The sequence below is a fragment of the Frankia sp. CeCAU1 genome, from assembly GCF_977971845.1.
This window is the reverse complement of the sequence record NZ_CDWWXA010000014.1, coordinates 14,398-25,207: the sequence shown is the minus strand read 5'-3', so window position 1 is coordinate 25,207 and position 10,810 is coordinate 14,398. Positions and strand designations below refer to the sequence as shown.

General features: G+C 69.5%; 13 protein-coding genes. All 13 read left to right on the top strand.

Annotated features, from left to right (window positions below; translation table 11 throughout):
* The first annotated feature begins 118 nt into the window (after positions 1-118).
* A complete protein-coding gene (rpmE, locus tag AC08OO_RS04765; RefSeq protein WP_011438097.1) occupies positions 119-355 on the top strand; it encodes a 50S ribosomal protein L31 in 237 nt (78 codons plus the stop codon).
* Between the two features lie 128 nt (positions 356-483).
* Positions 484-1,557 carry a peptide chain release factor 1 gene (gene prfA / locus AC08OO_RS04760; protein WP_011438096.1) on the top strand — a complete coding sequence of 358 codons (1,074 nt, stop codon included), beginning with the start codon at positions 484-486 and terminating at the stop codon, positions 1,555-1,557.
* On the top strand, positions 1,554-2,570 hold the full coding sequence (gene prmC / locus AC08OO_RS04755) for a peptide chain release factor N(5)-glutamine methyltransferase (protein ID WP_476609279.1): 1,017 nt from the start codon (positions 1,554-1,556) through the stop codon (positions 2,568-2,570). The genes prfA and prmC overlap by 4 nt, the downstream gene beginning before the upstream one ends.
* Before the next feature lie 34 nt (positions 2,571-2,604).
* Complete coding sequence (locus AC08OO_RS04750) at positions 2,605-3,255, top strand: L-threonylcarbamoyladenylate synthase (RefSeq protein ID WP_476609278.1); 651 nt, start codon at positions 2,605-2,607, stop codon at positions 3,253-3,255.
* A gap of 321 nt (positions 3,256-3,576) precedes the next feature.
* Positions 3,577-4,833 carry a serine hydroxymethyltransferase gene (locus AC08OO_RS04745; RefSeq protein ID WP_476606296.1) on the top strand — a complete coding sequence of 419 codons (1,257 nt, stop codon included), beginning with the start codon at positions 3,577-3,579 and terminating at the stop codon, positions 4,831-4,833.
* Positions 4,834-4,940: 107 nt separating this feature from the next.
* Entirely contained in the window at positions 4,941-6,050 is a 1,110-nt protein-coding gene (locus AC08OO_RS04740; RefSeq protein ID WP_011438092.1) for an MraY family glycosyltransferase, read from the top strand.
* Positions 6,047-6,529, top strand: coding sequence for a hypothetical protein (locus tag AC08OO_RS04735; RefSeq protein ID WP_476609277.1), 483 nt, complete (start codon positions 6,047-6,049; stop codon positions 6,527-6,529). The genes AC08OO_RS04740 and AC08OO_RS04735 overlap by 4 nt, the downstream gene beginning before the upstream one ends.
* Before the next feature lie 4 nt (positions 6,530-6,533).
* Positions 6,534-6,839 carry an AtpZ/AtpI family protein gene (locus AC08OO_RS04730; RefSeq protein WP_476609276.1) on the top strand — a complete coding sequence of 102 codons (306 nt, stop codon included), beginning with the start codon at positions 6,534-6,536 and terminating at the stop codon, positions 6,837-6,839.
* A 372-nt stretch (positions 6,840-7,211) separates the two neighbouring features.
* Positions 7,212-8,102, top strand: coding sequence for a F0F1 ATP synthase subunit A (atpB, locus tag AC08OO_RS04725; protein ID WP_462186553.1), 891 nt, complete (start codon positions 7,212-7,214; stop codon positions 8,100-8,102).
* A gap of 72 nt (positions 8,103-8,174) precedes the next feature.
* On the top strand, positions 8,175-8,423 hold the full coding sequence (locus tag AC08OO_RS04720) for an ATP synthase subunit c family protein (RefSeq protein WP_462186548.1): 249 nt from the start codon (positions 8,175-8,177) through the stop codon (positions 8,421-8,423).
* A 19-nt stretch (positions 8,424-8,442) separates the two neighbouring features.
* Positions 8,443-9,021: a F0F1 ATP synthase subunit B gene (locus AC08OO_RS04715; protein ID WP_462186549.1), complete on the top strand. Its 579-nt coding sequence runs from the start codon at positions 8,443-8,445 to the stop codon at positions 9,019-9,021.
* Between the two features lie 2 nt (positions 9,022-9,023).
* The gene (locus AC08OO_RS04710; RefSeq protein WP_476609275.1) at positions 9,024-9,866 is read left to right on the top strand and encodes a F0F1 ATP synthase subunit delta; all 843 of its coding nucleotides are present in this window, start codon (positions 9,024-9,026) and stop codon (positions 9,864-9,866) included.
* A 53-nt stretch (positions 9,867-9,919) separates the two neighbouring features.
* On the top strand, positions 9,920-10,810 hold an 891-nt coding region (locus AC08OO_RS04705), incomplete at its 3' end, for a F0F1 ATP synthase subunit alpha (RefSeq protein ID WP_476618262.1).

Sequence of the window (10,810 nt, the reverse complement as noted above, 5' to 3'; positions counted from 1 at the left end):
ACCCTTGCATCGGCTGGCGGTCGGTGCATCCGGCCTCTGGCAGACTGGCAGCAGACCGGCTCCGGTTCACGTCGTCCACGCGAGACGACGACCCGGCGGCCACTTTGAAAGAGGGATCATGAAGCCTGACGTCCACCCGACCTACCACGAGACGACGGTCACCTGTACCTGCGGGAACACCTTCACCACCCGCAGCACCAAGGAGAACGGCGTCGTCAACGCCGAGGTCTGCTCGCAGTGCCACCCGTTCTACACCGGCAAGCAGAAGATCCTCGATGTCGGCGGCCGGGTCGAGAAGTTCGAGCGCCGGTTCGGCCGGCGGCGCCCCGGCGAGAAGGTCGGCGGCGCGAAGTAGCTCGGCCGCGGCGCCCGTCCGGACTCCGGACGGGCGCCGTTCGCGTCTGGGACGGACGATACCCGTCTCACCGACCCCCTCCCGGAACCGTGACGCGTTCCAGGACCATGACGTGCGAAGGAACCACGATGACGTCCCCGCTCGACGGCCTGATCGCCGAGCACGCCGAGATCGAGGGGCAGCTCGCCGACCCGGCGGTGCACAACGACCCCGCGAAGGCGCGCGCCCTGAGCCGTCGCTACGCGCAGCTCGCCCCGGTCGTGGATCTTGCGCGCGAGCTCGACCGGGTGGAGGGAGACCTCGCTGCCGCCCGCGAGCTCGCGCTGCTGGACCCGTCGTTCCGGGACGAGGTCCAGGATCTCGGCGAGGAGCTGGCCCGGCTCAACGACCGACTGCGGGCCTACCTCGTCCCGATCGACCCCGACGACGCCCGGGACGCTATCCTCGAGGTCAAGGCCGGCGCCGGTGGCGAAGAATCGGCGCTGTTCGCCGGAGACCTGCTCCGGATGTATCTGCGCTATGCCGAACGGCGCGGCTGGAAGACCGAGATCCTCGACGCCAACCCCTCCGACCTCGGCGGTTACCGTGATGTCAGCGTGGCGGTGAAGGCCCGGGGACCCGCGGGCCCCGGGGACGGTGTCTATGGCCGGCTGCGCTTCGAGGGCGGGGTGCACCGCGTCCAGCGGGTGCCCGTCACCGAGTCCGCCGGACGTATCCACACCTCGGCGGCCGGGGTCCTGGTGCTTCCGGAGGCCGAGGAGGTTGATGTCGAGATCGACCCGAACGACCTGCGCATCGACGTGTTCCGCTCGTCCGGCCCCGGTGGGCAGAGTGTCAACACCACGGACTCCGCGGTCCGGATCACCCATATCCCGACCGGTGTGGTGGTCTCCTGCCAGAACGAGAAGAGCCAGCTACAGAACAAGGAGTCCGCGCTGCGGATCCTGCGGGCCCGTCTGCTCGGGGCGGCCCGGGAGAAAGCCGAGTCGGAGGCGTCGCTGGCGCGTGCCAGCCAGGTCCGCACGGTGGACCGGTCGGAGCGGGTCCGGACCTACAACTTCGCCGAGAACCGGATCAGCGACCATCGGGTCGGCTACAAGGCACACAACCTCGACCAGGTGCTCGACGGGGAGCTCGACGAGGTCCTCGACGCGCTGGCCGCCGCGGACCTCGACGCGCGGCTGGCGGCTCAGGCGTCATGACCGGCCCGCCGGCCGTGCAGGGGCGCTCACGGGGTACGGAGCAGGAGCAGCCGGGCCGGGGTGCGTCCCCGCATTCGGGCTCCACGGATCCCCTGAGCCCGGTGCGCCACGCGGCCGACCTGACACCGCTGGCCGCGTGGTTGGCGGCGGCGACCGACCGGTTGCGTGCGGCCGGGGTGGCGAGCCCCCGCGCCGACGCCGAGCAGCTCGCTGCCTTCGTGCTCGCGGTGCCCCGCGGCAGGCTGGCACTGCTCGACGACGTCACGGCGGCGGCAGCGCGGCGGCTGGACGAGCTCGTGGCCAGGCGCGCGCAGCGGGTGCCGCTGCAGCACCTGACCGGTGTCGCCGGCTTCCGCCACCTCGATCTCACCGTCGGCCCCGGGGTCTTCATCCCGAGGCCCGAGACGGAGTCTGTCGTCGAATGGGCGCTTACAGAGCTCACCGGGTCCGCCGAGGCCCGGCGGCCGGGACCGTTGTGCGTCGATCTGTGTGCGGGCTCGGGGGCGATCGCGCTGTCCCTGGCGGCGGAGCTGCCCGGCGCGACGGTGCACGCCGTGGAGGTCGACCCGGCGGCGGTGGTCTGGCTGCGACGCAACATCGCCGGCACCGGTCTTCCCGTGACGGCGCACGCAGCCGACATCGCCGCGGCGCTGCCCGAGTCGCTCACCCGACTCGCCGGGACGGTCGACCTGATCATCAGCAATCCGCCGTACCTCCCCGACGCCGACCGCCACACGGTGGAGCCCGAGGTGGGCGAGCATGATCCGGCCCGCGCCCTGTGGGGGGGGCCCGACGGGCTCGACGTGGTGCGTACGGTTGTCGGGGTGGCTGCGCGGCTCCTGCGGCCAGGCGGTCTACTCGTCATCGAACATGACGACGGCCACGGGGTGTCGGCGCCCGAGCTGCTTCGCGCCGACGGTCGCTGGTCGCACGTGGCGGATTATCGGGACCTGGCCGGCCGGGACCGGTTCGTCGCCGGCCGGCGCGGGGCGTCCCGTGAGCCCCGATCCTGAGGACGAACCCTGATCCTTGAGAAGAGGACGGGCAATGGAACGTTTCGACTGCTCTGACGAACGGGAGCGGGCCCGCGGTCTCGACGCGGCGGTCGGCACCGTCGCCCGGGGCGGGCTGGTTGTGCTCCCTACCGACACGCTCTACGGGCTGGGCGCCGACGCCTTCGATCGGGACGCGGTGGCCTCGCTGCTGGCGGCAAAGGGGCGTGGCCGGAACATGCCGGTTCCGGTCCTGGTCGGCTCCTGGCGCACCCTCGACGGGCTGATCGAGCGGATGACCCCCCAGGTCCGGGAGTTGATCACCGCATTCTGGCCGGGCGGGCTGACGCTGGTGGCCCGGCACACCCCGTCGCTGCGCTGGGATCTCGGGGAGAGCCGGGGCACGGTGGCGGTGCGCATGCCGCTGCACCCGGTGGCGATCGAGCTGCTGGGTCGGACCGGGCCGATGGCCGTCTCCAGCGCGAACATCAGTGGCCAGCCTCCGGCGACGACGATCGACGAGGCGCTGCACCAGCTCGGCGGTGCCGCGGATGTCTATCTCGACGGGGGACCGTGCCCGGCCGCCGTCCCCTCGACCATCGTCGACTGCACCGGGGAGGTGCCCGTTGTACTGCGCAGCGGTGCGATTGGCCTCACCGCGCTGCGTGCGGTGCTGCCGCTGATCCGGGAGCCCGTGAACCGATGAGCCCGTAGCTCGCAGGCGGCTCCGCGTGCCGGAGCCGGTCCGGACGGTCCGGGCCGGGATACGGTCCGGGCATGACGCCGCTGATCGTCCCGGCGGGAGAGTCCCGTACGATCCTGAACCGGGTCGCGGGGCGATGGTCACAGCGGGTGGCTTCGGGTAGATCCGGGTGGATGGTGTTCCCGGGCCAGAGGAGCATGGGGTGACCGGGTCGCCCGCGCGGCGGCACCGGTCATCGGCTGCCGGTTGTGGCGCGGTTGCCGGTTGTGGCGCGGTCGCCGTTCCAGCGCGGTCGCCGTTCTAACGCAGGAGGTTAGAAACGTCATGAGCACCCCGTTCTGGGGCCCGGACTTCGACCAGCTGAGCGCGACGGATCCGCAGATCGCGGAGGTGGTCCTCGATGAGCTGGACCGGCTGCGCGGCGGCCTGCAACTCATCGCGAGCGAGAACTTCACGTCCCCGGCGGTGCTGGCGGCGCTGGGCTCGACGTTGTCGAACAAGTATGCCGAAGGGTATCCGGGTCGGCGTTACTACGGCGGTTGCCAGGTGGTCGACCGGGCCGAGGAGATCGGCATCGCCCGGGCGAAGCAGCTCTTCGGCGCGGAGCACGCCAACCTGCAACCGCATTCGGGCTCGTCGGCGAACTTCGCCGTGTACGCGGCGCTGCTCACGCCCGGTGACACGGTCCTGGCGATGTCGTTGCCGCATGGCGGTCACCTCACCCATGGCAGCAAGGTGAGCTTCTCCGGTAAGTGGTTCAACGTGGTGGCCTACGGCGTGCGGGAGGACACCGAGCTGATCGACTACGACCAGGTGCGGGAGCTCGCCCGCCAGCACCGGCCCAAGATGATCATCTGTGGGGCGACGGCCTACCCACGTCTGATCGACTTCGCCGCGTTCCGCTCGATCGCCGACGAGGTCGGTTCGTGGCTGATGGTGGACGCGGCGCACTTCATCGGTCTGGTCGCCGGGGGCGCGATCCCGAGCCCCGTTCCCTACGCCGACGTTGTCAGCTTCACCACCCACAAGGTGTTGCGCGGCCCGCGAGGGGGCATGATCCTCGCGCGTGAGGAGCTGGCTTCCCGCATCGACAAGGCCGTGTTCCCGTTCAGTCAGGGTGGCCCGCTGATGCACGCGGTCGCGGCGAAGGCCGTCGCGTTGCGGGAGGCGGCCTCGCCTGCTTACGCGCAGTACGCTCGCCAGGTGGTGGCTAACGCGCAGCGGCTCGCCGACGAGCTTGCCGCCGAGGGCATCCGGCCCGTCGCCGGTGGCACCGACACCCATCTCGCCCTGCTCGACCTGCGGGAACTCGGGGTCAGCGGCAAGGAAGCCGAGGCGCGTTGCGACGCGGCCGGCATCACCCTGAACAAGAACGCCATTCCCTATGACCCGCAGCCGCCCGCGATCTCCTCCGGCATCCGGGTGGGAACCCCGGCGGTCACCACCCAGGGGATGGGCGAGGGGGAGATGAAGGAGATCGCGGGGCTGATCGCCCACGCGGTGCGTGAGCCGGACACCGCCGCCGACGTCGCGGCGGCGGTGTCCGCGCTCGTCGCCCGGCATCCGGCCTATCCGCGGTAGGGGTCGATCCGCGGTGGGGGATCAGGCGGTTCCGCACGGCCGCGGCAGCAGGCGGCAGTAGGCGGCAGTAGCCGGATCCGGGTCCGGCAGGCGGGAGATGCCCGACGGTGCGCGAGTACCTGCTCGTCTTCGTGGTCTCGGCGGCGGTGACCTTTCTCGCCACGCCGGTGGCACGCGTCTTCGCCATGCGCATCGGTGCCGTCGCCGGGGTACGTGCCCGCGACGTCCACTCCACCCCGACGCCCCGGCTGGGGGGCCTGGCCATGCTTGCCGGGCTCTACGCCGGGTTCGGGGTGGCGGACCGCCTGCCGTTCCTCTCGGTGGTCTCCCAGGACTGGTCGGAGATCCGGGCGGTGCTCGTCGCCGGCACCTTGATCTGCCTGCTCGGCGTCGCCGACGACCGATGGGAACTGGACTCCCTGACCAAACTGGCCGGGCAGGTCGCCACGGCCGGCATCATGGTGCTCCTCGGCGTCCAATGGACGTTTGCGATCAATCGGGACAGCGAGACGACGCTGAGCCTGGGACCGGAGACCGCGGTCCCGCTGTCCATCCTCGCCACGGTCGTGCTTATCAACGCGATGAACTTCATCGACGGCCTGGACGGCCTCGCGGCGGGCGTCGCGGCGATCGCCGCCGGCGCGACCTTCTACTTCGCCTATCAGATCGCAGTGATCAACGGCTTCTACCGGGCCTCCCCGGCGGCGCTCCTGGCCGCCGTGACCGCCGGGGTCTGCATCGGCTTCCTGCCGCACAATTTCAATCCGGCCCGGCTGTTCATGGGGGACTCGGGCTCGATGCTCATCGGCCTGCTGTCGGCCGCATCGATGATCTCCGTGACCGGTCAGGTGGCCTACGGGGGTTACGCTGGACCCTCACGGTCGTACCCGTCGCTGATCCCGTTGGCGATACCCCTGGCCGTGCTCGCCGTTCCGTTTCTCGATCTCGGGCTCGCGGTCGTCCGGCGGACGAGGGCGGGGCGCTCGCCGTTCGCGGCGGACAAGATGCATCTCCACCACCGCATGCTGGAAATCGGTAATTCGCACGTGAGGGCGGTTCTCTTCATGTATTTCTGGGCGGCTCTGGTCGGGTTCGGAGGTGTCGCCGCGTCGTTCTCCAACTCCCCGTTGCCGATCCTGGTCGCCACCGTCGGAGTGGGCCTCGCGGCCCTGATCGCGCTGCTGATCAGGACCCAGCGATCGGCGCGGCGGGCGTGACCGGCGCCGCGGCGCCGACGTTGCGCGCCGGGCTGTGGACCATGCTCGCGCTGGCCGTGCCGACGCTCGTGATCGCCGGGGCGGCGCGGGGCGGGGCGGGTTTCCTCGGCGCGGCCCTGGGAGTTGGCCTGGTTAGCACCTTCTTCGCGGCGGGCAAGGTGGCACTGGTGGCGATCGGCCGGCGGATCGGCACGACGGCGCTGCTGCCGGTCGCGCTGAGCGTCTACGCGGTGAAGGTCGTGACCTTGGGTGTCGTCCTGGTGGCCCTGGAGGGCACCACCGCCGTGAATCTGCCGTCGTTCGCCTGGTCAATCGTGGCGGGCACGCTGTGCTGGGTCGGCGCCGAAGTGTGGTCGGCGGCCCGGCTGCGGGTGCCGTTCTACGAACCGGGGATTCCGGCCACGGTGCCGAGCGCCGAGGCCGACCCGGACGTGCCGCAGGGGCCGGCGGCCGGGCCGGCGCCGCTCGAGGGGCGGTGACGAGGTGGGTTCCACGCCCGACCAGAGCGCCGACGACCGGTCGGGGGAGAGCTCGACCGGGACCGGCGGTGGCGGCTCGTGGGTGCCCGAGGGCCCGGGTCGCAACAACCTGGGCCGCGCACTTGCGCCGCCCGCCGGCGAGGCCTGGGGCATCGTGGGCACGCTTGTGGCGGGAGCCGGCTTCTGGGGACTGGCCGGTTTTGGCCTTGATCGGCTACTGGGGTTTCAAGTCCTTTTTTTCCCTATTGGGCTGATTGTCGGAATTGCGGGAGCACTCTACCTGGTCATTTATCGCTTCGGTGCCCGTTGATGACGGTGCGTAGACGGACGTCAAGTCACTCTAAGTAACAAAATTGCCATAAAATTTACGGACGGTGATGTTCGACAGTTTGTCGAAGATCTCTCGTGTGTAATTGATGCCTCGCGGCGTCCAGGCGGATAGCATCGGCGGTGTCGGGCAGGCGCCCTGGGTGCCGCTCGCCGCTGGTTGTCCCCTTTCGCTTCCGCATGGGACGGGCCCTGACGGGGCCTCGTGGGTGGAGGGTAGGGATCGGGATGCAGGCGGTGGACGCCTGGCTTTCGCTCCTCTACCCGGAGGGGCCTCACCGTATAGGGTGAGGCCGACCTGGTCGTAGGTGATTGCGAACTTTGACGTTGTTGAATGATCATGGAGGTGTCGGAAGTGCCGAGCGGTTCGGTGTTCGCGGCGGCCGACGACGGCTTCCACGGGCCGACTTCCGAGGTTTTCAGGCCGAAGAACTGGTTTGAGATCGGTGACCTCTACTTCAACAAGTGGTCGGCGCTCACCCTGTTCGTCGCGATCTTTGTGGGCCTTTTCCTCTGGCTTGGATTCCGTCGGGCCGCGCTGGTCCCGCGGGGGCTCCAGAATTTCTGCGAGTCCATCTACGACTTCGTCGACCAGCAGATCTCCCGAGACGTCATCGGGGAGCGCGGCCGGGTCTTCTCGCCGTACCTGATGATCCTCTTCTGCTTCATCCTGGTCTCGAACGTCATGGCCATCATCCCCGTGGCCCAGTTCCCGACGACCTCGCGTATTGCTCTGCCGATGATTTTGGCTCTGATCAGCTGGGCCATTTTCAATGTGGTCGGAATCCGCGAGCACGGGGCCGGAGCGTATTTCAAGGACATGCTTGTACCAGCACCGGACGCGCCTTTCGGTGTCAAACTGATCTTGGCGCCGATCGAGTTCTTCTCGACCCTCGTCGTGCGGCCGGCCACTCTCGCCATCCGGCTCTTCGCCAACATGTTCGCCGGCCACATGCTGCTGCTGGTGTTCGCGCTCGGGGCCGACTACCTGCTACCGAAGCCGCAGTTCATCTTCGGCATCTTCTCCGGGCTGATGTTCGTCGTCCTGACCGGCTTCGAACTGGTGATCGACCTTTTGCAGGCGTACATCTTCACCATCCTGACGGCCGCCTACATCGGCGGTGCTATCTCGTCGCACGGTGGCGGTGACCACGCCACGGACCATCCACCGGTCCACGGGCACGAACCGAGCTCGGAGACGACTTCGTTTGCCACGCCGGCGCAACCGGCGGTGGCACGGGCCTGACATCTTCCTCTCGACGTACCCGCACCGCGGAGACGGTCCCGGTGCACCGACTTTAGAAGGACGGATTTCACGATGTCTCTTACCGCGTCCACGTTGCTGGCCGCTGAAGACGCTATCAGCGGCAACATCGGGACGGTCGCCTACGGCATCGCCACTCTCGGTCCCGGTATCGGCGTCGGCATCATCTTCGGACTCGGCATCCAGGCGATCGCCCGCCAGCCCGAGGCGGAGCAGGTTGCTTTCCGGTACATGCTTATCGGGTTCGCGCTGGTCGAGGCCTTGGCTCTGATCGGCTTCGTCGTCCCCTTCGTGTTCACCTGATCCGGCACAGGGATATCAGGTGTACTCCTCTGTCATCCTCGCCGCCGAGGAAGTGGGCACGCACGAGGAAAACGTCCTCGTGCCGCCGTTGTCTGAACTGATCGTCGGGCTGCTGGCCTTCGGTGTCCTGGTTGGATTCTTCTTCTGGAAGATCTATCCGCAGATCCGCAAGACCTACGCCGATCGGACCGAACGCGTAGAGGGTGGACTGCGTCGGGCCGAGCAGGCCCAGCGTGAGGCGCAGGCGTTGTTCGAGCAGTACCGTGCCCAGCTCGCCGAGGCGCGTGCCGAGGCGGCCCGTATCCGGGAGGATGCGCACGCCCAGGCGCGGGTAATCATCGACGAACTACGGACCGACGCCCAGCGGGAGGTCGCGGAGTTGCGCGATCGGGCCGAGGCGTCGCTGGCGGCCGAGCGGTCGCAGGTCGTCGCCCAGGTCCGGCGCGAGGTCGGCACGCTCGCGGTCGAGCTCGCTACCAAGATAGTCGGGCATGAGCTGCAGAACGACGCCCGGCAGCGTCAGCTCGTCGACGACTTCATCGCGGGTCTGGAGGCCGGGCCGCGGCCGGCCAGCACCGCGTCCGGGCTGGGAGGCTGACGGTGGAGGGCGCCAGCCGACGCTCGTTGGCAGTGGCCCGTGCCGTTCTCGACCAGGTGACGGCCATCCCGGTGGGCGGCCCGCGACGGGCCGCGCGGGTTCCCGACGCCGACCGGATCGCCGAGGAACTGCGTGCGGTCGCCGCCCTGATCGGGCGGGAAGCGACGGTGCGCCGGGCACTGACCGACCCGGGGGCCCCGGGGCCGTCGCGGGTCGGGCTCGCCCGCCGGCTGCTGGCCGGCCAGGTCAGCGAGCTCACCCTGAAAGTGGTCGACAGCGTGGTGCAGAGCCGCTGGTCGCGGCCGGGGGACCTGCGTCAGGCCCTGGAGGAGCTCAGTGTCGAGGCGCTACTCGCTCAGGCTGACGTCACCAGTGCGCTCGACGAGGTGGAGGACGAGCTTTTCCGCTTCGGCCGTATCCTGGACCAGAACCCACAGCTCGCGCTGGCGCTGACCGACCCGGCGGCGCCGGCCTCGGCGAAGGCCGTGTTGGTGAACCGGCTGTTGGTTGGGCGGGTGCACCCGGTCACTGTCCAGCTGGTTCAGCAGGCGGTGGGCGACCGGGCGCAGGGCGACGTCGCGGGTCGGCTGGAGCACTACAGCCGCATCGCGGCTGCCCGGCGCGGTCGGGTGGTGGCCGTCGTGCGTACCGCGATCCCGTTGGACGCCGGCCAGGTTGAGCGCCTGCGCGACGCGATCAGCGGCTACTTCGGCCGGCAGATCCAGCTGCAGACCGATCTTGACCCAACTGTTCTCGGCGGTGTCGTCGTGCGGGTCGGCGACGAGGTGGTGGACGGCAGCGTTCTCCGCCGGCTCACCACCGCCCGGCGCGGCCTGCTTCGGTAGGAGCGCCGTGACCAGTCCCGACCAGATCCATGCCAGCCATGAAGGACAAAGCGATGACTGAGCTGTCCATTCGGCCGGAGGAGATCCGCGACGCCCTCCGGGAGTACGTCGACTCCTTCCAGGCCACCTCAGCCGGCCGTGAGGAGGTCGGCCGGGTCGTCGTCACCGGTGACGGCATCGCCCGGGTCGAGGGTCTCCCGCACACGATGACCAACGAGCTGCTGGAGTTCCACGGCGGTGTGCTGGGTCTCGCGCTGAACCTCGAGGTCGGCGAGATCGGAACCGTCATCCTGGGTGAATCCGAGAACATCGAGGAGGGGCAGGAGGTCCGCCGCACCGGCCAGATCCTCTCCGCTCCCGTCGGTGACGGCTTCCTCGGCCGGGTCGTCGACCCGCTCGGGCGGCCGATCGACGGCCTCGGGGAGATCGTGGCCGAGGGATCCCGGGAGCTGGAACTGCAGGCGCCGACGGTCGTCCAGCGCCAGCCGGTGAAGGAACCCCTGCAGACCGGTATCAAGGCGATCGACGCGATGACGGCCATCGGCCGTGGTCAGCGCCAGCTGATCATCGGCGACCGGCAGACCGGCAAGACGACGGTGGCCATCGACGCGATCATCAACCAGCGGGACAACTGGACCTCTGGTGATCCGTCGAAGCAGGTCAAGTGCGTCTACGTGGCGATCGGCCAGAAGAAGTCGACAATCCGCGAGGTGGTGAACTCTCTGGAGGAGGCCGGCGCGCTGGCCTACACCACGATCGTGGCGGCGCCGGCTGACGAGCCGGCGGGCTTCAAGTACATCGCGCCCTACACCGGCTCGGCGATCGCCCAGCACTGGATGTACAACGGCCAGCACGCGCTGATCGTCTTTGACGACCTGACCAAGCAGGCCGAGGCCTACCGCGCGATCTCGCTGCTGCTGCGCCGTCCGCCGGGCCGCGAGGCC

Excerpts from the sequence above, each read along its gene's own strand:
- AC08OO_RS04745 (WP_476606296.1), top strand. The coding sequence starts at position 3,577 with ATGAGCACCCCGTTCTGGGGCCCGGACTTCGACCAGCTGAGCGCGACG.
- prfA (WP_011438096.1), top strand. The coding sequence starts at position 484 with ATGACGTCCCCGCTCGACGGCCTGATCGCCGAGCACGCCGAGATCGAG.
- rpmE (WP_011438097.1), top strand. The coding sequence starts at position 119 with ATGAAGCCTGACGTCCACCCGACCTACCACGAGACGACGGTCACCTGT.
- prmC (WP_476609279.1), top strand. The coding sequence starts at position 1,554 with ATGACCGGCCCGCCGGCCGTGCAGGGGCGCTCACGGGGTACGGAGCAG.
- AC08OO_RS04750 (WP_476609278.1), top strand. The coding sequence starts at position 2,605 with ATGGAACGTTTCGACTGCTCTGACGAACGGGAGCGGGCCCGCGGTCTC.
- AC08OO_RS04720 (WP_462186548.1), top strand. The coding sequence starts at position 8,175 with ATGTCTCTTACCGCGTCCACGTTGCTGGCCGCTGAAGACGCTATCAGC.